General features: G+C 76.8%; 12 protein-coding genes and 1 pseudogene. 4 read left to right on the forward strand and 9 right to left on the reverse strand.

The genetic code is table 11. From position 1 onward, the window contains the following. Positions 1-113 precede the first annotated feature (113 nt). The 4 genes from ACF053_RS25325 (at position 114) to ACF053_RS25340 (ending at position 3,465) form a co-directional block, all read left to right on the forward strand. Entirely contained in the window at positions 114-1,409 is a 1,296-nt protein-coding gene (locus tag ACF053_RS25325) for an acyltransferase family protein (protein ID WP_391956065.1), read from the forward strand. A 90-nt stretch (positions 1,410-1,499) separates the two neighbouring features. Further along, positions 1,500-1,829, forward strand: a complete 330-nt coding sequence (locus ACF053_RS25330; protein ID WP_391956066.1) for a hypothetical protein — start codon at positions 1,500-1,502, stop codon at positions 1,827-1,829. A gap of 112 nt (positions 1,830-1,941) precedes the next feature. Next, the gene (locus tag ACF053_RS25335; protein WP_391956067.1) at positions 1,942-2,490 is read left to right on the forward strand and encodes a 2'-5' RNA ligase family protein; all 549 of its coding nucleotides are present in this window, start codon (positions 1,942-1,944) and stop codon (positions 2,488-2,490) included. 384 nt (positions 2,491-2,874) lie between these two features. Further along, the gene (locus tag ACF053_RS25340) at positions 2,875-3,465 is read left to right on the forward strand and encodes an isochorismatase family protein (protein ID WP_391956068.1); all 591 of its coding nucleotides are present in this window, start codon (positions 2,875-2,877) and stop codon (positions 3,463-3,465) included. Between the two features lie 137 nt (positions 3,466-3,602). On the opposite strand, the gene ACF053_RS25345 is transcribed toward ACF053_RS25340, so the two are convergent. From ACF053_RS25345 to ACF053_RS25380, 9 genes and pseudogenes are all read right to left on the reverse strand, one after another. Beyond that, positions 3,603-4,568 carry a YihY/virulence factor BrkB family protein gene (locus ACF053_RS25345; RefSeq protein WP_391956227.1) on the reverse strand — a complete coding sequence of 322 codons (966 nt, stop codon included), beginning with the start codon at positions 4,566-4,568 and terminating at the stop codon, positions 3,603-3,605. Positions 4,569-4,994: 426 nt separating this feature from the next. After that, positions 4,995-5,918, reverse strand: coding sequence for a MerR family transcriptional regulator (locus ACF053_RS25350; RefSeq protein ID WP_391956069.1), 924 nt, complete (start codon positions 5,916-5,918; stop codon positions 4,995-4,997). A gap of 175 nt (positions 5,919-6,093) precedes the next feature. Next, positions 6,094-6,417, reverse strand: a pseudogene (locus ACF053_RS30265) (IS5 family transposase); the annotation flags it as partial. Continuing rightward, positions 6,308-7,444 (reverse strand): class I SAM-dependent methyltransferase, encoded by a 1,137-nt coding sequence (locus tag ACF053_RS25355; protein ID WP_391956228.1) that lies wholly within the window; start codon positions 7,442-7,444, stop codon positions 6,308-6,310. The gene ACF053_RS25355 and the pseudogene ACF053_RS30265, both read right to left, overlap by 110 nt. A 116-nt stretch (positions 7,445-7,560) precedes the next feature. Beyond that, positions 7,561-8,799 carry a glycosyltransferase gene (locus ACF053_RS25360; RefSeq protein WP_391956070.1) on the reverse strand — a complete coding sequence of 413 codons (1,239 nt, stop codon included), beginning with the start codon at positions 8,797-8,799 and terminating at the stop codon, positions 7,561-7,563. Continuing rightward, on the reverse strand, positions 8,796-9,644 hold the full coding sequence (locus ACF053_RS25365) for an alpha/beta fold hydrolase (protein ID WP_391956071.1): 849 nt from the start codon (positions 9,642-9,644) through the stop codon (positions 8,796-8,798). Before ACF053_RS25365 ends, ACF053_RS25360 begins: the two co-directional genes overlap by 4 nt. Next, positions 9,641-9,904: an acyl carrier protein gene (locus tag ACF053_RS25370; protein ID WP_391956229.1), complete on the reverse strand. Its 264-nt coding sequence runs from the start codon at positions 9,902-9,904 to the stop codon at positions 9,641-9,643. The genes ACF053_RS25365 and ACF053_RS25370 overlap by 4 nt, the downstream gene beginning before the upstream one ends. Before the next feature lie 74 nt (positions 9,905-9,978). After that, positions 9,979-15,063, reverse strand: coding sequence for a beta-ketoacyl synthase N-terminal-like domain-containing protein (locus tag ACF053_RS25375; RefSeq protein WP_391956230.1), 5,085 nt, complete (start codon positions 15,061-15,063; stop codon positions 9,979-9,981). 61 nt (positions 15,064-15,124) lie between these two features. Continuing rightward, complete coding sequence (locus tag ACF053_RS25380; RefSeq protein ID WP_391956072.1) at positions 15,125-22,606, reverse strand: SDR family oxidoreductase; 7,482 nt, start codon at positions 22,604-22,606, stop codon at positions 15,125-15,127. Between the last annotated feature and the right edge of the window lie 268 nt (positions 22,607-22,874).

A 22,874-nucleotide genomic window follows, 5' to 3' on the forward strand; every position in this document is an offset into this window, starting at 1 on the left:
GTCGCCCCTCCGTGTCGACGCACATCCGGAAAAGGGTGAACGACGCCCCGCGCCGACACGCACGTGACGTCTGGCGCGGCCGGTTCCGGGGCCGGAGAACATGAGGATCTTCCGTGGTACAGCTTTCCCGTCCGGTTCGGCTGCCCGCCCCCCGGCGCCGTCCACGGCTGGCGGCGCTCGACGGCCTGCGGCTCGTCGCCGCGTTGATGGTGGTGCTCTACCACTACGTGGGCCTCGGCCACGGGTGGCGGATCGACAGCGGGGCGCTGTTTCCGCACGTCTTTCCGTTCGCGGCCTACGGGTGGCTGGGGGTGCAGCTGTTCTTCCTCATCAGCGGGTTCGTCATCTGCATGAGCTGCTGGGGCCGTTCGCTGGGGGACTTCTTCACGTCGCGGGTCGTGCGGCTGTACCCGGCGTACTGGTTCTGCGTCCTGGCCACCACGGCCGTCCTGGTGCTCGTGCCGGGCGGGTACACCCGGCTCGCGTGGGCGGACGTGGTGACGAACCTGACCATGGTGCAGGCGTTCCTCGGCGTGGAGCCGGTTGACCCGGTCTACTGGACCCTCTTCGCCGAGCTGCGGTTCTACCTGCTGTTCGCGATCGTGGCGTGGGGCGGCCTGACGTACCGGCGCGTGCTGCTGTTCTGCTGCCTGTGGGGGTCGGCCGCGCTGGCGTTCAACCGGTTCGGCTGGGGCTCGTTCGGGCAGTTCCTCATGCCCGAGCACTGCTGGTACTTCATCGCCGGCATGGCGTTCTACCTCATGTACCGCTTCCGGCCCACGGTGCTCCTCTGGGGCGTCGTCGCGGTGTCGTTCGCGGCCGCGGTGCCGAGCGCACGGCTGACGTGGCGGGCCTCGATCAAGAACATGGAGCAGTGGGTCCCCTTCTGGCCGGTCATGGCCGTGCTGACGGTGTCGTTCCTGATGATGGCCCTGGTGGCGACCGGGAGGACGAACCGGATCACGTGGCGGTGGCTGCCGGTCGCCGGATCGCTCACCTACCCGTTGTACCTGCTGCACCAGTACATCGGGTGGGAGGTCATCACGTACGTCGAGAACACCTACCGGGTCGACCCGACCGTCCTGCTCGGTGGACTGATCGGCGCCATGCTGTCGGCGGCCTACCTGGTCCACCGGATCGTCGAGGAGCCCCTCGGCCGGTGGCTGAAGCCGCGGGTCCGGGCCGGCATCAAGGACGCGGCGGGACGTGCCGAGCAGGTCGGCGCACGCGGGAACCCGGGCGTCCCCGGGGCGCGGGCGGCTCAGGTCCCGGTGGCGACGTCCGCGGTCGTTCCCGGTGCCGCGGCGCCCGGCCGGCGCCGGGAGCCGGTCGTGGTCGGAGCCTCGGTCGGCTCCCCTGCGGACGGCACGGGCGGCACGGCGGGCTCGGGTCACCACACGACACCCTGAGGCTGCTCCGGGACGTCCTTGCGTACGCACGGCCGGGCGGGTCGGCCGTGGCCGCGTGTCCCGGGCCGTTCCTCTGGCAGGGTGGTGCGGGTGACAGCCGACGCGCGGCAGCCCGACCGCACGCCCGACGGGCGGTACATCGTCGTCGACGGGAGGCGCTGGCGGGCGACCGACCCGGACGTTCCCGACGACGCGGCCGCGCGCCTGCGTTCCCACCTGATGGCGGCGCGCCGCGCGGTCGGCGCCGCCCGGCGCGCCCGGGACCCCGAGGCGGAGAGCGCCGCACGGGCCCGGGTGCACACGGCGAAGGTCGCCCTCGGCGAGCGCGGCACGCCTTGGTGGGAACAGGACGCCGCGCAGCGCCGCACCCGCTGGAGCGAGGGCCTGGCGGCGCTCGACCGGGAGGCGCCCGGCACGTGACCCCCGCACCGCGGGTACGCCCGTGGGGGAGCGGGGTCGGCGAGTCGGCCGTACGCGCCGGTCGGCGAGCCGTCGCCCGAGGGGGCGTGACCGGCGGACGTACGCTGACCCGGTGCACAGCGTGGAGCTCTTGCCCGACGAGGCGACCGAGCGGGCCGTCCGCGCCGTGTGGGACCGGCTGCTGCAGGCGGGCCTGCCCAGCCAGGCCGCCCACCGGCACCCGACCAACCGCCCGCACCTGACCCTCGCCGCGGTGGACACCCTCGCACCGGCGACCCGCACGCGGGTGGGCGAGCTGCTCACGGCCCTCCCGGTCCCGCTCGTCCTCCAGGGCAGCGTCCGGTTCACCGGGCGGACGCACGTACTGGCCTGGGCCGTCCGGCGGGACGACGCCCTGCTGCGGCTGCACGAAGCGGTGTGGCGCGCCCTGCGCGACGCGCCGGCGCGCGGGCGGCTCCATCCGCTCCACGACCCCGCGCGGTGGAACCCGCACGTCACCCTCGGCTGTGGCCGAGGCGCCGCCTGGCCCGTCCCGGACGGGACGCTCTTCGGCGCGGCGCCCGGTGGCGGCACGCCGGGCGTCCTCGGGGGCCGGTGGGTCGACGCCCGCACCTACGACTCGGTGACCCGCACGACCGCCCGCCTCGGCCCGCCCGCCTGAGACCCGGGGCGCCGCGGCACCGGCGGTCCACGGCCCCGAAGCGGCCCCGACACGGCGGCCGGATCGCGTGTCCCCGCCGCGACTCCGTACCGGAGATCGTGTCGATGACCGGGACGGCCGGGGGGAGAGGCGCTATCGTGCCGCCCTCCGCGCCGATGGCCGTGCTCGTGACGACGCGAACCGTTACTGCGGTGAACCTCCTCCGCCAAACGAGTGAGCGGAGGGCCGTTGGGTTTCGGCCGAATGTGAATCGGCCGGTACAACGCGAGGTGACGACCCACGGACCTGCACACGGGACGGGCGCGGCGCCCCGGCGCGGCGCCCGTCCCGGTGCCGGTGTCCACGGGTCGTCTCCCCCATTTGTGTTCTTGAAGGGTGTTCACCATGAGCCGCAGTCTGATCGTCGTGGATGTACAGAACGACCTCTGTGAAGGGGGCCGTGTGCCCGTCACCGGAGGCGCCCGGATCGCGTCGGCGATCGCCGAGCTGGTCGAGCGGACCGCGGGTGGCGACTACCGGTACGTCGTCGCGACGCGCGACCACCACGTCGACCCCGGCGACCACTTCTCCGACGAGCCCGACTTCCAGGACAGTTTCCCGGTCCACTGCCTGGCCGGAGACCCGGGAAGCGAGTTCCACCCCGGCTTCGCCCCGGTCGTCACCGCCGGCAAGGTCGACGCCGTCTTCTTCAAGGGCGAGCACAGCGCCTCCAAGAGCGGCTTCGAAGGCGCCGACGAACAGGGCACGTCCCTGGCCGACTGGCTGCGCGCCCGCGGGGTGGAGGACGTCGACGTGGTCGGCATCGGCACGGAGCACTGCGTCCGCGCGACCGCGCTGGACGCCGTCGCGGCCGGGTTCCGCACGCGGGTGCTCCTGGAGTACTCGGTCGGGGTCACCCCGGACACCACGGCCGCCTCGTTGGAGGACTTCCGTGCGGCCGGCGTGACCGTGACCGGTCAGGTCCTCGTGGGGTGACGTCCGCGCCCCGCGCACGGCGTGCCGGAGCCGACCCCGGGCGCCCCGGGGCCGAGCCGTGCGCCCGCCGCGGCTGAGCACGTCGGAGCCCCGTCCGGTACGTCGAACCGGACGGGGCTCGCCCTCGTCCCGTACCGTCACGCACCGGGGCCCGGGTCGGGGTGGACCGGCTCCGTGACACCCGCCCTCGCGGCCTCCAGCTGCGCGGCGAAGGCCACCCCGAGGAACAGGGCGACACCCGTCACGTTGGCCCACAGCAGCAGCGCCACGAACGCGGTGAGCGGGCCGTACACGGCACCGAACGAGCCGCTCCTGCCCACGTACAGGGCGAGCAGCCAGGTGGCGACGACCCAGAGGAGGAGGTGGACGCCCGAACCGAACACGAGCCACGTGTAGCCGGGCTGGTCGCGACGGGGCGCCCAGCGGAAGATCACAGCCGACGCCAGCGCCGCGAGCAGCACCCCGAGGGGGACGTGCACCGGCTGCCACCAGTCGAGGAGCGCGGGCGGCCAGTGCAACGCCCGGACCACCGACTCGCCGATGTCCCGGCCGGCGACGATCGCCAGGAAGCCACCGCCGAGCGGGAGGCCCGCGCACACGGCGAGCACCACGCCCCGGCCGTACTTGGCGAGGAAGGGGCGGTCGCGTTCGATGCCGTAGATCCGGTTGCAGCCGCGCTCGATCTGCCCCATGGCGGAGGCGAGGTTGAGCACGGCGAAACCAAGGCCCAGCCACATGGCCACGGCCCCCGCGACATCCGCCCCCGCACTGCGCCGGGTGTCCGCGAGGGCCTGCCGGACCAGGTCCGCGCTGGTGCCCGGCACGATCCGCGCCAGCGTCAGTTCGATGACCCGGCCGACGCCCTCCGTGTGCATGGTCGTGGCCACCCCGACCAGGGCGATCGTGAAGGGCACGATGCCGAGGACCACCTGGTAGCCGAGGGAGCGGGCGGAGCTGAAACCGTCCGCGTACCGGAAGCGGGCGAACGAGTCGAGGATCAGCTCGCGCCCCCCGTAGCGCCGCAGCGCGGTGAACGCCTCGTCCCCGGAGAGCTCCTCCCCGACCATGTCCCGTGTCTGCGGCACATGCACGACCGTGCCCATGTCGTCCCTCCCGCCGGACCCCGGCAGCTCCTCCGCCGCGTCCCGCGCGGTGGGGGTCCACCTCATGGACGGGCGGAGGGGCGGCCGCGGCCACCCCTCCGACGCGGTGTCTGCCGTCTGCCCCGGAGGAAGGCCCCGTACGCCCGCCGGGCCGCCGGGCCTCCGGCTGTTCCGGGCCGGGACCCGGCCGCTCGGGGCCCGCGGCTGCCCCTGGGCGTCGGCTCCCGGCGGCTCCCGTACGCCCGCCGGGTCGCCGGGCCCGATAGGTCCTGTCTTTTCGGATCGTGCCGGGCTCGCGGCGTCCGGCACCGCGCCTCGCCGCGTCGTCGCCGGTCGCCCATGCTCCGCAGTGGTTCCCTCCTCCGCCCTGCGGTCCACAGCACCGGACGCCGCTCCCTGATCCGGCCTGATCCACAAGACGGGCCCCTAGGTTGTTTCTTGGCCGGAGGGTGAGTCTTGGGCGGACAGTTCTTCGGCCAGTTCCATACAGCGCAGGCGGGCTGGGGAGAAGTCGTAGGGCATCTTGCCGGTGGCTTCCAACGCGCTCATGGAGTCAGCCTCCCGCCTGCCGGAGCTGAGGTCGGCCTCGTCCTCGCCGTCATCGGCGGTAGCAGGGTGCAAAGTGTCCCAGGCGTCGTAGAGGGTATCGTCGTCCTTCCCCAGGCCGGACTCCTCGATGACGGCCTGCAGGGCGCTTTCGAAGGCGTGCCGCTCGACGGCCACTCGAGCCACCCGTGGATCATCGACGGCGACGCTGTCATCGAGTGCCTCCTCGGCGTCGTCGATGCGGTCGGAATCCTCCCGCAGGGTGGGATGCGTGGCCAGGACGACGAAGCGGCTGGCCTGGACGGCCGCGCCGAGCGGGCCGAAGATCCGCTCAGTGACCAGCAGACTGTCCAGGTCCGCCTGACGCAGGGAGCCCTCGGGCAGGCTCTTGAGGCGCTCGGTGACGAAGCCGGAGAGCAGGCCCATCCGGCTGCCTTCGGCGCGCATCCGCTGCACGGCGGTCCGTTGCCGCCGCAATTCCGCCTCCTGTTCGGCGAGGGTTTCCTCCAACCGCTCCAGGATGCCCGCGATACCGTCTCCGCTGTCCGCACCGGCGGAAGCCGTGCCGGTGGTGAAGGCGTCACGGATGTCGTCCAGGGCGATCCCGGCGTCGGCCGTCTTGCGAATCCACAGCAGGCGGATCATGTCCTCGTACCCGTAGCGGCGGCGGTCATCGCCGCCCCGCTCAGGTTCGGGGAGCAGGCCGATCTCGTGGTAATGGCGAATCGCCCGTGGCGTGGTGCCGGCGAACGCCGCCGCGTCACCGATCCTGACCTGGCGGGGTGGCGTGAAAGACGAACGCATGAGCAGGGACCTTTCCTCAAGGGACCGGGACGTGAGGCCACCGGACCACATGCCGCTACGGCAGGTGCAACCTCACCCACACCGCCCCGCGCCAATGCCGGGTGACGCGCCCTTCCTCCGTGATGACCGCAGGGCCGCCCTTTCCTGCCGGGGCATCCGCGTGACGGCAGGCTGAGGGTTCCAGCCACCGAGGAATCGCCGCGACCCGAACCGTCGCCTCGAACCGAACCGCAAGGTCGTCGAACCGGGTCGCCAGGGCCGGGTGCTGCTTGAGCCGGCTGATCCCGCATTCGACCGCATGCCGGGCCTCGTAGTCCTCGCGGTCGAAGAACGGCGGATGTCCACCGCCACGTCCGCGGCGCCTGCCGTTGCGGACCTGATCGACCGGCTCAGGAATCGTGCACCTGATGCCACGTCCGCGCAGGCAGGCGCGATTCGCGCGTGAAGAGCACGCCTTGTCGCCTCCCACCCGCGGCGGGCGGCTTCTCGGCCTCCCGCCGCGCGATCAACCGGTAGGCGTTGGTCAGTCCCAGCCGTTCCGCGAGCGGCCCCGCCACCGCCCGGTCCAGGAGGGCGGCCGCCAGCAGCAGCGGCACCCCGGCCAGCAGGACCGCACCGCGTGCCGCCCGGCGCACCGCCCCCGGCGGTTCGGGCAGCCACGGCAGGTCCTCGCGCGGCGCCAGCGCGTCCAGGGCCAGCCACGCGGCCGCCACCAGGTCCACCGCGTCGTGCGCCCGGGCGTGCTCCTGTGCCAGTACCGTGAAACCCGTCCCCTCCAGCCGTCGGCGCAGGTTGCCCACCGGCGCCAGGTGCAGGTGTTGCGGCTGGAGCCACGGCAGCCACCAGCGGCCCAGCAGCCGGGCGAAGCGGCACTCCGGGTCCGGCACGTCGATCACCAGCAGGCCACCCGGCCGCAGCGCGGCGCGCGCCGCCTCCAGCTCCTCCTGCGGGTCGGTCGCGTGCTCCAGGTAGTGGAACATGCTCACCACGTCGTACGTCCCGGGCCGCCGCGCCGCCAGTGCCGTGAACGTCCCCCGGTGCCCGTGGCGGACGCGGCCGGCCCGCCGGGCGAGTTCCGCGCCGTCGGATCGGTCGAGGCCGTCGAACACCACCTGCGGCAGGACCTCCGCGGCGCTCGCGCAGAAGTGCCCGTGTCCGGTGCCCACGTCCAGCCACTCGGCCGGTCCGGTCAGGTGCGGGCGCACCGAGGCGGCCCGCGCCCGGTAGGACGCGGTGCGGCCCGCGAACACGCCGTCGAGGCGGTCCCCGCCGAGGCCGTCGTAGAAGTCCCGGTAGTAGAAGGCGAGTCCGCGCTCGTTGAGCCGGGGGTTCTGGAAGAGGTGCCCGCAGTCGTGGCAGCGGTCCAGGGTGAACACGCCCGGCTTGTGCTGCAGGAGGTCGGTGGTGCGCAGCCGGCCGCCGAGTCGGGCGGAGCCGCACCAGGGGCACTGGTTGCGGCGGGCCTCGAAGAACACCGCGGTGCCGTCGGCGAGTTCCCGCCGGTAGCCGGGGCGCAGTGCGGCCACCCGTGCGGCGCGCGCCCTGCGGCCCGCACGACCGGGGGCGGCGCCGGCGGCGGGGGAGGCGCCGGGCGTGCCGGGGCCGTCGGGCGCGTCGCCGGGGTCCGTGCGCGGTGCGGAGCTCATCCGTGGTCCTCCTGCCGTGCCAGTCGTTCGAGGTGGTCGGCCGCGGCGCCCGCGCCCCCCGCCGCACGGAAGGCGGCGGAGACCCCGGTGGCCGCGGCCCGGACGCGCGGTTCGCCCAGTACGGTGTCCAGCGCCGTGCCGATCGCGGCGGCGCCGGCCCGCCCGAAGCGGATCCGGACGCCCACCCCGGCCTCCGCCACCTGCGCGGCGACCACCGGCTGGTCGTCGCGGATGGGCGCCACGACGAGCGGGACGCCGTGCCACAGGGCCTCGCACACGGTGTTGTGGCCCGCGTGGCAGACCACCGCGGCGGCGCGTTCCAGCAGGTCGAGCTGGGGGACGACGGGCAGGGCGATGACGTCCGGGTCGTCGGGCCGCCCGCCCAGCACCCCCTCCGGGTCGGCCACCACGGCCTGCACCCGTGCGGCCCGGGCCCGTACCGCGTCGGCCGCCCCGGTGAGGAAGCGCCCGCCGGCGCCGGCGTTCGCGGTGCCGAGCGTCACCAGGACCAGGGAACGGCCGGCGTCGAGCCGGTGCCAGGGGAACGCGGCGGGGCGGGGCCGGGCGGCCAGCGAAGGACCGACCCAGCGGATCCGGTCCCCGCCGCGCAGCGCGGGCCCGGCCAGTTCGGGGGTGGTGAAGGCGAGCACGAGGTACGGGGAGAACCGGGGGTCACAGGTGCCGTCCGGCCGTCCGATCCTCTTCCGCAGGTCGCCCAGGAGCGCGGCGTTCCAGGCGGCGACCCGCGGCATCGGGGCGAGCACGTCCGCGAACTCCGCGGACGTCGTCGCCGACGTGGCCCACGGCACGCCGAGGTCCTCCGCCACCAGCGCCCCCGCGAGCGCCTGTTGGTCGGCGACGACCACGTCCGGCCGGAAGGCGTCGACCGCGCGCCGCACCCCAGGCGCCATCGCCTCGGCGAGCGGGACCAGGAAGCGTTCCCACAGGAAGCGCAGGGCCTCGGGGCCCCGCAGGTCCGGCGGCCGGACGGCGTGCGTCACCGCCTCGGCGTGCGCCGCGTCCCCGGGGGGCGTCCCCCTTGCCCCCGCCGTCCCGGCCGACGGGTGGGGCGGGCAGGCGTGGACGTCCGCGCCCGGGCCGGCCAGGCGGCGTACCAGCGCGGGTTCGCCGGCCCAGGCCACCCGGTGCCCGCGGGCGGCGAGCGCGGACGCCACCCCGACGAGCGGGTTGACGTGTCCGACCAGTGGTGGCACCACGAACAGGTAGGAACTCACCGCGAGCCCACCTCCGCCCCCGCCGTGGCCGCCTTCGGCGCGGCCTCCGGCGGCGGCGCGTGGCGGGTGACCCAGTCGAGGACCGCGTCCCGCACGAGGCCGGGCGCCTCCACCAGCACCGAGTGCCGCAGACCCGGCAGCAGTTCCGTGGTGCAGCGCGGCAGCAGCGCGCGCAGCCGGGGCGCCTGTGCCGCCAGGTCGGAGTCGGCGCCGTAGAGGGCGAGGACGGGGCAGCGGATCGCGCGGATCCGCGCGTCGTCGAGCACCGGGCCGGCCGGGACGTCCCGGGCGATGGTGGTGTCCCGCACCAGCCGTCCGGCGGACCTCGCCAGGCGGGCGGTGTGGCCGCCGTGGTGGGCGGCGATCCAGTCGAGGGCGGCCTCCTCGTCGGTGCTCATCGCGTGGCGGACCCGCCCCAGCAACCCGGCCAGTTTGACCGCCCACGCCGCCGTGGCGGGTTCCGACTCGACGACCACCAGGCTCGCCACCCGCTCCGGGCGCCGCCGGGCGTAGGCGAAGGCGACCGTGCCGCCGTACGAATTGCCCACCAGGTGAACCGGCCCGGGCACCCCGACCCCGGTGAGCACCGCCTCCAGGTCGTCGGTGAACGCGTCGAGCCCGTACCCGCAGGCCGGACGTCCGCTGCGGCCGTGCCCCCGGTGGTCGTACATGACCACGTCCAGACCGGCGGCGGCGAAGGCCGGGGCCACGGTGAAGTAGTAGCTGGCGAGGCTGTCGGTGAGCAGGCCGTGGAGCAGGACCACGGTCGCGCGCGCCGGGCCGCCGCCGGCGGGGGCGAGGCGCTGCACGTGCAGCCGGACCCGGCCGGTGTCGAGGAAGGTCATCGCGACCGGACCCCGTCCGCGGCCTCCAGGCACCGGCGGATGTGCCCGACCAGCCGGCCCACGTCCAGCTCGATGATCTCCTCGAGCTCCATGTCGGCCACGAAGGCGGCGAAGTTGACCGCACCGCCGTAGCGCTCCTCCAGCAGCCCGGCGAGCGCCACCAGGTCGATGCTCTCCAGTTCGAGGTCCCTGCCGAACCGGGTCGCCATGGTGACCTCGCCCTCCTCCAGCTCGTACCCGTCCAGCACCTGCTGGATCATGGCGGTCAGTTCGGCGAGTATCCGCGCCTCGTCCGCCTCGTCGTTGGCCCCGGACACGCCGGGCCGGCTGGTCGTCACGACTGGTCCCCCTCGTCACGGTCGGCGCCCGTACCCGGCGGTTCCGGGTCCGGGCCGGTCGTCCACGCCACGACGTACGCGCGTGGCGGCAGCCCCGGCGGGTTGGCGACCCGGGCGCAGTCGACCCGGTACACGCGGGCCGGGACCCGTGTGCGCGGCGTGCCGGACGCGCCGGACCCGTCCGGCGCTCCCGGTGTACCGGTGGTGGTCCGCGGCGCGTCCGGCCGGTGGACGTGCACGGTCAACCGGTCCGGGTCGGCGGCCGTCACCGCGATGTCCCGCGGGCGTCCGCCGAAGCCGGTGCCCTCCGCCTTGGCGACGGCCTCCTTCGCCGCCCAGAAGCGGGTGAACCACACCTCGGGCGGTTCCCCGGACCCTTCCTGGCAGGTCGTCAGCAGCGCGTACTCCTCCGGCCCGAGCGCGGTGGCCACGGTGGCCCCGGCCGGCACGGCGATCTCCTCGATGTCGATCCCCGGCCCCGGCCGGCACGGCCCCGCCCCCACACCGCCCACCGAGCCCGGCGAGCCCGGCGAGTCCGGCGGGCGTCCGGGGAGGGCGAGCGCCACACCCGCCTCGGCGCGGTGCGCCAGCGACAGGGTCAGCGGCGGGAGCGAACGCCCGTGCCGACCGGTGACCCGCGGCCGCCCCGACGGCTCGTTCTCCACGAGGAGCTCGGCAGGGAAGACGGGCCCCTCCCCGGCGTCCCACAGCAGGCGGCGCACGGCGTCCTTCGCGGCGATCCGGCCCAGCAGCCACTGCCGGCGGCCGCGCGGCGGCCTGGCGGCGTAGGCGGCCCGCTCGGGACCGCCCAGCGCGTTGCGCATGATCAGCTCCCGGGACGCCAGGTCGGGCCAGCGCTCGAACACCAACGACCAGCCGCCGGGCCCGGTCGCCGACAGGGTGTGGCGCTCGGGGAAGCGTTCCACCGGCCGGGTGTGCGGGTCGTTGTCGAAGCGGCGGTCCTGCCAGCCGGTCAGCTCCGCCCACACCCGTCCCGCCACCGTCAGCACCGCGTCGGCCTCCAGGGTGGTGTCCGTGAGCGAGCCGATCCGCACCAGGCACTCCACCGGCGTCCCGGGCCGCGGTTCGGGGCCGAAGAACCGCAGCCGCCGCATCCGTACGGGGAAGACCACGGTCCGCTCGGTACGGGTCGCCATGATCCAGTAGCCGAGGACCTGGCCGACGTTGTCCAGCAGCGCGCCCGGCGCGGGCGGGGTGGTGAGGGTGGCCCGCACGTGTCGGTCGCCGATGGCGGTGAGCCGGCAAAGGCCCTGGTAGGCCGGTCCGTGGAACATCCAGCGCTCCCGGTAGACCTGCTCGGCGGTGTGGTCGGGCGCGCGCTCGGAGGCCGGGTCCGGCGGTGCGGGCGGCGGAGGAGCCGCGGGGTGGCGGTCGGCCAGTTCCACGACGGCGCGGGCGTGCGGTCCGAACGACACCGCCACCCGCCCCGGTCCGCGCGGGGTGACGGCGACCGGGACGTCCACCGGTTCGGACGCCGTGAGCCACCGGTCGAAGCACGCGTCGTGCACCGCGACGGCCACCCGCCCCGGCACGGCCCACTCCGCCGCCGCCGTCAGGTGCGCCACGATCGTCGTCGCCGGCACCACCGGCCACCGGTCGGCGACGTCCGGCCAGTCCGCGCGCTGCGGGAAGAAGCAGTGGTCCAGCAGGTACGGCATGTGCTCCACAGACACCCGCACCGTCTCGTGCCGCACCGTCTCGTGCCGCCCGGGATCCGTCGCAGCGGCACCCGGCCGGCGCGGTACGCCCTCCGGACGGACGGCATCCGCGGGCCGCTGACCCGCCCCCTGGCCCGTGCCGCGCCCCGTCCCGCCTTCCGGGATCCGTCCCGGCCGCCGCTCCGGCGGCGTGACCGCCGCCCGTGCCGGGCGGTGCGCGGGCGCGGCGCTACGGTCCGCGCCGAGCAGCGCGGCGGCGGTGCGCGCGGCCTGCGCGGTCTCCTGCAGCAGGGCCGCCAGCTCCACCGCGACGGGGCCGGTGGCCGCCGATGTCGCCGCGGGCGCGGGCGCGACGGCGGGGGCACCGACGGCGGGGTCGGCGGCGGTCGGACCGATGGCGGCGGGGTCGGCGGCGCTCGGCACGACGGGTCCGGCGCCGAGGGAAGGGTGCGGGGTCAGGGACGGGCGCGCGGACGGTGGCAGGGTCACCAGCGCGCCGCTGAGGTCCAACCGGACCGGCCGGTCCGGCCGCCCGGCCCGCCCGTCGGCGAGGGCGGGGCGGTGGGCGGCGCGCCCGGTCGGGCGGGGCCCGTCGGGCGCGTCGACCGCCTGCGGGCCGGTGGCGGCGCCCGCCGCCCACACGGCGGTGGCCACCCGCCGGAGCTGGTCGAGCCCGCCGCGCTGCGGGGAGTTGGCGGCCACCACCAGGTGGTCCCGCCCGGCGAGCGAGTCACCCACCAGGGAGCCGAGCTGCCCGGGCCCCGCCTGGACGAAGACCCGGAAGCCCGCCGCGTACAGCGCCCCGGTCAGAGCGCGGAAGCGGACCGGTTCGAGGAGGTGGCGTACGAACAGCTCCCGGACGCCCGCCTCGTCGGCCGGGAACGGCGCCGCCGTGGTGCCGGACCAGACGGGCGTGTGCGGGGTGCGCAGCGGCAGCCGCTCGGCGGCGTCCCGGAACGGCCCGAGACAGGGCGCGAGCATCGGGGTGTGGAATCCGGAGCGGAACGGCAGCGTACGGACCAGCACCCCCTCGGAGCGCAGCACGGCGGCGAACCGCTCCACCGCATCGGGCGGCCCGCAGACCATGGACTGGCGGGGTGCGTTGTCGTGGGAGACGACCACCCCCGGGTGGTCCCCGGAGGCCAGCCGTCCGGCCACCCGGTCGGCGTGCGCGCCGACGGCCGCGTACGCCAGGTCGGCGCCCCGGACCGTCTCCGGGTCGAGGGCGGACATGAACGCGTCGACCGCCTCCTCCTCGTAGAGGCCGCCCGCGGCCATCGCCGTCCACTCGCCGACACTGTGTCCGGCGACCGCGTCCGGGACGATGCCCATGCGGCGCAGCACGGTGTCCATCAGGCGGCCGACGGCGACGACACCGAGCCCGTGCCGGCCCAGCCCGGCCAGCCCGGCCGGCCCGGCCGGCCCGCCCGGTCCGGCTGACCCGGCCGGTCCGTCCGGGCCGCCCAGGCCGCCTGGCCCGTCGGGTCCGTTCCGTCCGCCCGGGCCGCCGTCCGGTGTCCCGGCGAGGGTGGTCGGCGGGCGGGGCAGGCCGAACCGGTCGGCGACGTCGTCCACGTGGGGCGCGAACTCCGCCTCGAGACCGGGGAAGAGGAAGACCGTCCGGCCGCTCCCGGATGTCCCGGCCCCGGACGTACCGGCCCCGGTCGCGCCGGCGCCCACCAGCGGGAACGGACGGAACCACACGTCGCCGCGCCCGTGCCACGGTTCGCCCTTGGCGACGGCCCGCCGGGCCAGGGCGAGCCGCTTGGGGGTGGGACCGACGACGCCCAACCGCACCGGCCCGGCGTCCGCACCGGCCGGGGCTCCGACCGCCCCGCCCACCGCGCCCGCAGCCTGCTGCTCGTCGAGGAGGCCGACGAGGGCGTCGGGCGTCGCGGCGGCCAGCAGCAGGACCCGCTCCGGTTCGTCGACCACCGCCCGCCCGCGCCGTCCCGCCCCCGCCGTGGCGGCGGGCGGTGCCGGTGATCCGGCCGGTACGGCGGCGCCCGCCCCGCGCGGGGCCTCTTCGATGACGACGTGCGCGTTGATCCCGCCGAACCCGAAGGCGTTGACGGCGGCCCGGCGCGGCCCGCCACCCGGTGCGGGCTCCCAGGGGGCCGCCCGCGCGAGCGTCCGGAAGCGGGTCCCCGCCAGCGCTGGATGGGGGTCCTCGCAGTGCAGGGTCGGCAGCAGCACGCCGTGGTGGACGGCCAGCGCCGCCTTGACGAGCCCCGCCACCCCCGCGGCGGGCATGGCGTGCCCGATCATGGACTTCACCGACCCGACCACCGCCCGGTGCGCGGGCGACCCGGTGTCCGCCGAGCCGAACACCTCCCGCAGCGTGGCCAGTTCGGCGGCGTCGCCGGCGGGGGTGCCCGTGCCGTGAGCCTCCAGCATCCCCAGCGCGCCGGGCACCGCGGGGTCCAGGCCGGCGGCCCGCCAGGCCGCCCGCACCGCGCGGGCCTGCCCGGCCGGATCGGGGTTCACCAGGCCCGATGTGCGGCCGTCGCTGCTCACCCCGGTACCGCGGATGACGGCGTACACCCGGTCGCCGTCGCGCTGCGCGTCGGCGAGGCGCTTGAGCACCACCACCCCCGTGCCCTCGCCGATGAGGAGGCCGTCGGCGCCGCGGTGGAAGGGGCGGATCCGTTCGCTCGGGGAGAGGGCGCGCAGCTGCGAGAAGACGCTCCACAGCGTGATGTCGTGGCAGTGGTGCACGCCCCCCGCCAGCATCAGGTCGCACCGTCCGGAGGCGAGCGCGGCGACCGCCTGGTCCACGGCCAGCAGCGACGACGCGCAGGCGGCGTCGACGGTGTAGGCGGGGCCCCGCAGGTCCAGGCGGTTGGCGACCCGCGAGGCGGCGAGGTTGGGCACGAGCCCGATGGCGTCCTCCGGCCGGTCCGGGCCCAGGCGTGCGGTGAACGCCTCCCGCACCCGGTCAAGTCGCTCCGCGTCCAGCCCGGGCACCAGCTCGCTGAGGGTGCGCACCAACTGGTGGGCGGTGCGGACCCGCTGGTCGAGGCGGACCAGGCCCGGGGTGAGGTAGCCGCCCCGCCCGAGGACGATCCCCACCCGGTCGCGGTCGGGCAGCCGGTCGGTGCCACCCGCGTCGGCGAGCGCGGCCGCGGCCACGTGGAGGGCGATGAGCTGGTCCGGCTCGGTGCCGGGCACGGAACGCGGCATGACCCCCCAGCGCGTGACGTCGACCTCCGCGACGGCGTCCACGAACCCGCCGCGCCGGCAGTAGACCCGGTCGGCCGCCGCGGGCTCCGCAGCGGTGCCGGGGTGGTAGTAGGCGGCGTCCCAGCGGCCCGGCGGGACCTCGCCGATGACGTCCACGCCCGCGCGCAGGTTGTGCCAGTACGCGTCCACGTCGGGCGCGCCCGGCAGCAGTACGGCCATGCCGGTGATGGCGACGGGCGCGGCGGCGCGGGCGCCGGTCCCGTGCGGGGGGCGGGTCACGTCACCACTCCGAGGCGGTCAGGACGACGGCCCGCTCCGCCGGATCGCCCCAGGCGAGCTCCCGCAACAGGGCCAGGGCGCCCTCCTCCGGATCGATCAGGCGCACCCCGCGCCGGGCGTAGTGCCGCGCCAGCTCCGGGCCGACCATGCCGCCGTGTCCCTCGGAAGGGGCCCACGGCCCCCAGTGCACGGTCAGCGCACGGCGCCCCGTGCGGGCGGCCCAGGCCGCGCCGTACGTCTCCAGCGCGTCGTTGGCGGCCGCGTAATCGGCCTGACCGCGGTTGCCGAGGACGGCGGCGACACTGCCGAACAGGACGGCGAAGGAGGGGCGTTCCGCCTCGGGCAGCTGCTCGACCGCCGTGAGGAGCGCGGCCGCGCCCTCCGCCTTGGTGCCGTGGACGTGGCGGAACGACGCTTCCGACTTGTCCTCGATCAGCCGGTCCTCGATGACCCCGGCGGCGTGGACCACCCCGTCGACGCGGCCGTGTTCGGAGTGGATCTCCTTGACGGCCTGGAGCACGGCGGACGCGTCCCGGCAGTCGACGCTGCGGTACGCGGCGCGGCCGCCGGCGGCGCGTACGGCGTCCAGCGTCGCGGTGACCTCCCGCTGGGCCATGATCAGGTCGGCGGCGCGGTTCACGTCGGCGGGCGAGGCGTGACGGCCGGTACGGGCCAGTGCGCCCCGCAGGGCTGCGCGGTCCGGGGCCACGGCGGTCACCGGGTCCTCGGGGCCCGCGGGCACCGGGGTGCGGCCGAGGAGTTCGATACGGCAGCGGGCGGCGGCCGCCAGCGCGGTGACGCACCGCGCGGTGATCCCGCGGGCCCCGCCGACGACGACCAGCACGCTGTCGCGGTCCAGTCCCAGGGCCCGTGCCTCGGCGGCGCCCTCGCCTGCCGGCCCCGCGCCGGTACCGGCGAGCGGGCCGAGGGGCGCCTCGACGAGCATCGGCGCGAACCGTCCGGCGGGCGTACGCACCACCACGGGTCCGGTACCGTCCGCGGTCAGCTCGTCCAGCAGCGCCTCCGCGGCCGTCACCGGTCCGGACACACCGTCCCCGCCGGACGCGCCGTCCCCGCCGGGCGCCTGGCTCCCGCCGGCCGCCTCGCCCCCGCCGGAGCCCGCGGCTCCGCCGGACCCCCCGCCCGGGGTGTCGGGACCGTCCGCGTCGAGTGTGCCGCCCGGGGTGAGCGCGACGCAGCGCACCGTGACGCCGGGGTACTCGCGGGCGGCGGACCGCAGCAGGCCGTCCGTGCCGGCCGCTCGCGCCCCGTACCCGTCCTCCCGAGCGACGATCAGCCGCCGCGGGGCGGCCCGCAGGGCGGCGCGCACGACGGGGAAACCGGCCGGCAGGAAGGGCGGCCCGCCGTCGTCGCCGAGGGCGCCCAGCAGGACGACACCGTCCGGCGGGCCGTCCGCCACCGCCGTCAGGTCCCTGTCCGTCGCCGTCACCGCGTGCGCGCCCCGCGCCGTCAACCGGGCCCGCAGCTCGGCGGCGGTCCCGCGCCAGGCCCCGGTCCCGTCCCCGAGCAGTACCCACCGGGTACCGGTGAGGTCCGCCGCCGCGCCGTCCGCACCGGCCAGGGCCCGCCGGACGACCCGGTACCGCCGGGGAGCGGCCACGACCGGCTCCGCCGGGTCCGGGGCCTCGGCGGGCGGCGTGGCCGCTCCGGCGGGCAGGGGGTCGGCCGCCCACGCACCGGCCACGGCACGGGGAGGTACGGCCGCTCCGGTACCCGGCGCCCACCCGGACCACGCCGTGCGACCCGCGCCGAGGCCGTCACCCTCCGGGGCGGTGGAGCCCGGCCCCGCGTACGCCGACGGGGCGCCGCCCCGGACCGCACCCGGCGCGGGGGCGGTGGCCGAAGTTCCGGACGGGGCGGACGGCTCCTCTTCCGGGCCGGCGGGGGCCGCGCGGGCCACCAGCCACCGGGCGATCTCGGAGGCGGTCCGCGCCCGCGTCAGCTCCTCCAGTTCCGCGTCCTCCAGCGCCGCCGGCGCCGGGCCCTCCGAGCCGCCGAGACGCCGCGCGAGTTCGCCCGCGATCTCGGCGCGCTTGATGGAGTCAACGCTGAGGTCGGCTTCCAGGTCGAGGCCGGGCTCGACCATGTCCAGGGGGTAGCCGGTCCGTTCGCTGATCAGCTCCAGGACCGCCCGCAGCACCGTCTCCTCCGTGAGCCGTGCGGCGGTCGGCGGCGCGGGCGCGGAGGCTCCGGCCGCCCCGTCGCCCGGTGGGAGCGGTACCGCACCGTGCGCGCCCGGTTCCGGCGCGCCGGAACCGTCGGGCCGCCCGGCCTCGTACTCCGGCACCGGCCCGGCCTCGTACCGCGGTGGCGCCACGCTTCCGGACGCCGGCACCGGCGACACCACGGGCGGGGACGGCGGTGCGGGGGCCGTCCCGCCGGGTGCCGTCCCCTCCGGCACGCCGCCGAAGTACGTCAGCAGCACGTCCCGCTGGGCGGCGATCACCTCCCGGCTGGTGCGGAGGAACTCGGCGATCAGCGCGTCCGAAGCGCCGCCCGGCGCCTCGTCGGGGTTCGTCGTCACGGGGGCCTCCACGACTCGTCGGGCCGGCGCGAGGGCGCCGGGGAGCGGCTCGCCGGACGCGGTGCGGACGAGGTGTCCGTCCACGGTCCAGCCGGGTGTGCGGGGTGGGGCGGTGACGTCGACGTCCACGGCGTCCCGTCCGCGGAACATCAAGTCGTGGGACACCGGCACCCCGGCCACCGCGAGCCGGGCGAGCGCGTCGAGGAAGCCGGGGAGCCCGCTGCCGGCGTGTGGCTCGCAGGCGACGACGCGGTGCGGCCGGTCGCCCAGGACGTCCGCGACGAGCCGGGTCAGCACCCGCCCGGGCCCGACCTCGACGAAGGTCCGGGCCCCCGCGCCGTACATCGCCTCGATCTGCGCCGCGAACCGTACCGGGGCCCCGACCTGCGCGGCGAGCTCCTCGTGCACCGCCTGCGGTCCGGACCCGTAGGGACGGGCGGTGCGGTTGGCCCACACGGTGAACTCGGGCTCGCGCAGGGGCTGTTCGGCCAGGACCCGGCCGAAGGCGGCCCCTGCCCCGGCCACGAGCGGGCTGTGGAAGGCGCACGCCACCGGCAGCCGCCTCACCCCCAGCCCCGCGTCCCGCAGCCGGCGCGCCGCCGCCTCGACCGCGTGCGTCGGTCCCGACAGGACGCTCTGCCGGGGCGCGTTGTGGTTCGCGACCACGAGCCCGCCGGGCAGCGGCGGGCCGCCCAGGACCCGGCCGATGTCGTCCGGCGCGGCGGCCACCGCGGCCATGGCGCCGGGTTCGTCCCCGGCCGCGTCCAGGATGGCCGCGGCGCGGGCGGAGCTCAACCGCGGCAGCGCCTCGGCGTCGACCACGCCCGCCGCGCACAGGGCGACCAGTTCGCCGTAGCTGTGGCCGGCGGCCATGTCGGGGCGCACCCCGCAGCGGGTGAGCAGCTCGTACGCCGCCAGCTCCACCAGGCCCAGGGCCGGCTGGGCGGCCCGCGTGTCGGTGAGGGCTCGCCGCGCCTCCTCCCGGGCGGCGTCGTCGAAGGCGGCGGGCGGGTACAGCGCCGCGACCGCCCGGCCGTCCGCGTCGGCGCCGAGCAGCCGGCCGAGGTCGGGAAAGGTGGTGAAGAGGTGGGCGGACATCCCGGGCCGCTGACTGCCCTGCCCGGGGAAGAGGAACGCCGTACGCCCGGCTTCCCCACCTCCCTCGACCGCCCGGTGCACCCCGTGCCCGGCAGCCGCACCCACCCGGCCGTCCGTGCCGCCGTCCGCCCGGCCCTCCGTCCCGCCGTCCGTCCGGCGGTGCGTCCCGCCGTCCGCCCCGCCGTCCGGCTCCACGGCCGCCCGCAGCAACCGGCACAGGTCCTCGACGTCCGTGGCGACGAAGGCGATCCGGACCGCGCCCCGGGCCCGCGCCGCGCGGTGGGCCGCCGTCGCCGCCAGGTCGCGCAGCCGCCACGGGGCCTCACCGCGGGCGGCCGCGGCGGCCGGGGCGAGCAGCTCGGCCGCGGCGCGTCGGGCCACCGCCGGGTCGGCCCCCCGGAACAGGAAGAGCTCCGCCGGCCACGCGTCCCGGGCGTGCGCCGGCGGGGGCCCGGCCGCGGGGTGGGCGGCCAGCACCGCGTGGAAGTTCGTGCCGCCGAAACCGAAGGCGCTCAGCCCCGCGTACCGCCGCTCCGGCGCGGCCGGCCACGGCAGGGCCTCGCGGTGGAAGACGAAGGGGCTGTCGCCGGCCCGCCAGGCGGAGTTCGGCCGCTCCAGGTGCAGGGTGGGCGGCCGCACCCCGGTGTACAGGGCCAGCGCGGTCTTGACCAGCCCGGCCAGTCCCGCCGCGCACTTCGTGTGCCCGATCTGCGACTTCACCGATCCCAGCACGCAGCCCCCGCCGGGGGCGCCCGCCTCGCTGAAGACGGCCGTCAGCACGCCCAGTTCGGTGTGGTCGCCGACCACGGTCCCGGTGCCGTGCGCCTCCAGCAGACCGACTTCGGCGGGGGACACGCCGGCGCTCCGGTAGGCACGTTCGAGGGCGGCGCGCTGGCCCTCCGGGCGGGGCGCGGTCAGTCCCAGGGAGCGGCCGTCGCTGGAGGCGCCGACCCCTTTGATGACCCCGTACACGCGGTCCCCGTCCCGCTCGGCGTCCGCGAGGCGCTTGAGGACGACGCAGGCGACGCCCTCCCCGAGCGCGATGCCGTCGGCGGCACCGTCGAAGGCGCGGGAGCGGCCGGTCGGGGACAGGGCGTGGACGGAGGTGAAGAGGGCGTAGTCGTTGATGCCGTTGTGCAGGTCCGCGCCACCGCACAGCATCACGTCGCTCGTGCCGAGGACGAGTTCCTTGCAGGCCACGTCCACGGCCGCCAGGGAGGAGGCGCAGGCGGCGTCCACCGTGTAGTTGGGGCCGCGCAGGTCCAGGCGGTTGGCGACCCGGCCGGCGACGACGTTGGCGAGCAGCCCGGGGAAGGTGTCCTCGGTGAGCCGCGGCAGCTGCCCGTCCAGCGCCGCGGGCACCTGCCCGTAGTACGAGGGCAGCACGGCCCGCAGTGTGGTCGCGTGGGACAGGTCGCTGCCGGCCTCCGTGCCGAACACCACACCGGTCCGGGTACGGTCGAAGGGGCGGCCCCCTTCGCCGTAGCCGGCGTCCTCCAGGGCGCGCCGGGACGCTTCCAGAGCGAGCAGTTGCACCGGCTCGATGCTGCCCAGCGATGCCGGCGGGATGCCGTAGCGCAGCGGGTCGAAGGGGATGCGCGGCAGGAACCCGCCCCACCGGGACGCGCTGGCCGCGCCGGCGCCGTCCGGGCCGGGGGAGCAGTGCACGGCCGGGTCCCAGCGCTCCGGCGGCACCTCGGTGACGGCGTCGCGGCCGTCCAGCACCTGCGCCCAGAACGACGCCAGGTCCGGGGCCTGGGGGAACATGCAGGCCATGCCAACGACGGCCACGTCCAGCGGAGCCGGCGCCCCGGCGCCGTCCCCTGCGCGGGCCGTGTCCCGACCGGCCCGCAGGGCGGCGCGCCGCCGGTCCAGGAACGCGGCGGCCCCCTCGGTGACGGACGCGTGCAGTGCGGCGACGGTGGTGGTGGCGTCGCGCAGCACCGCGACCTCGCCGGCCATGAACATCCCCTCGGCGTACTGCCGTTCCTCGTCGACCGGGGCCAGGACACCGGTGCCGGTGCGCTCGACGCCCTTGCTCGCCAGCCGCAGCCGGCCGACGTTCAGGCGCTCCAGCCGCTCCCAGACCTCGCGCTCGGGGAGGCCCTCGGCGCGCAGGCCCGCCGCGAGGTCGCGGAAACCGTCGCTGAACGGGCTCGGTACGCACCGGGTGGCGTGCCCGGGGGCCGTGCGCAGCAGCGCGGTCCCCTCGGCGGCGAGCACCTGCCGCTGGAACAGGGGGCGCACGGCGCCGTGGGCGACGGCCTCTCGGGTGAACAGGTAGGCGGTGCCCATCAGTACGCCGACCGCACAGCCGCGTGCGGTGAGCGGCGCGGCCAGGGCGGCGACCATGGCGGCGGAACGGGCGTCGTGCACGCCGCCCGCGAAGAACACCTCGATACCCGGTGCGGCGCCGGGGTCGTCCGCCAGGTGGTCGAGCAGGACGCCGGTCTGCGCCTCCCACAGCGGGAAGCTGTTGCGCGGCCCGACGTGGCCGCCGCACTCGGCGCCCTCGAAGACGAACCGGCGCGCGCCCTGCGCGAGGTACTGGCGCAGCAGCCCGGGGGAGGGCACGTGGAGGAAGGTGCGGATGCCGTCCGCCTCCAGGGCGCGGGCCTGCGAGGGCCTGCCCCCGGCGATGACGGCGTGGCTGGGCCGGTGCGCGCGCACCGCGTCGAGCTGCGCCGCACGGGTCCGTTCCGGCGCGAAGCCGAGGATCCCCACCCCCCAGGGGCGGCCCCGGAGCGCGGCGGCGGCCTCGGAGAGCAGGGCGTCGGCCCGGTCGCGGTCGGCGAGGGCCAGGGCGAGGAAGGGCAGGGCCCCGCCGTCGGCGACGGCACGGGCGAAGGCCGCTCCGTCGCTGACCCGGGTCATCGGGCCCTGGGCGACCGGCAGCGTCGTGCCGAGCGCGCGGCTCATGGCCGCCCCGGCGCGCAGGCCGAGGGCGGCGGCGTCGTCCTCGGTCGCGGCCCGGACGCCCGCGGTGACGGCGCGGACGGCGCCGGCCGCGTCCCGGTGGCGGTCGGCGAAGAGGGCGGCGAGGAAGGCGTCCTGTCCGACCGGCAGGAGCTGGGTGTCCGGGTCGCGCCCGCCGAGCATCGCGGCGACGCGGTCCGCGTCGGCGGGGGCTTCTGCCTCCGGCGGACCGCCACCGGGCCGGCGGCGGGGCAGGAAGCGGTGCCCGCCCCGCACCGCGGTCTCGGAACCGTCCACGGACCGCAGGACGGCCGCGACGGACGCGGGGAGGGACGACTCCGCGAGGAGGGCCAGCTGCGTGTCGAGGACGACGCCCGCCGCGCCGCCGACGACGGCCGCGGCGGCCGTGCCCGGCGCCATGCCCCCGCAGGCCCATATCGGCGGCCCGTCGGGGCCGGTGGCGTCGAGGAGCTGCTGCAGCAGGACGAAGGTGCCCAGGTCGCCGATCCGGCCGCCGCACTCGCTGCCCCGGGCGACCAGGCCGTGCGCGCCGTCCTCCAGGGCGGCCCGGGCCTCCGCCAGGCCGGTGACCTCCGCCAGCACCCGGACGCCGGACGGCAGGTCGGCGGCTCGGGGAGCGGCCCCGGCGCCCAGGAGCACGGTACGGGGCCCGCCCGGACCGCCGAGCAGCCCGGCCACGTCGCCGGGGCGTAATCGGCACCGCGGCCCGATCCGCACGCCGTACCGCCCGGGGAGCCACCCGCGCAGGTCGCCGAGGGCCGCACGGGCGGCGCGGTCACCGGCGCCGAGGTCCAGGACGCCGAGCCCGCCGCCGCGGGTGACCGCGGCCGCGAGACGCGCGTCGGGCTCGCCGAAGGGGGTCAGTCCGATGACCGGATTCAGGACGTGCTCTGCCGACGTCATAATTCTCCGAATGTGCGATGGCGTTGCCCGGAGGGGGGATTTCGGCCACAACAAAGGCCGCGGGAAGGCACAAGGTCGCGCGGGCCCGGAACGGGAATTCGGGCCTTTCGGTGAACGTAGCGAAACTAGCGCCAAGTTACTGAAGGGTCAACGCTCCGTCCCTGATCCCACGGTGGCGGCGCGGGCGAAGTCGGAGGAAGGCGGGGCCTCGGAGGGGAAAGCGGCCGCTTGCCGGAAGAATGCGGCGTGCCGTGCGCGGCGTAATGAG

The organism is Streptomyces kanasensis, from assembly GCF_043077165.1.
GTDB classification, from domain to species: Bacteria; Actinomycetota; Actinomycetes; order Streptomycetales; family Streptomycetaceae; genus Streptomyces; species Streptomyces changanensis.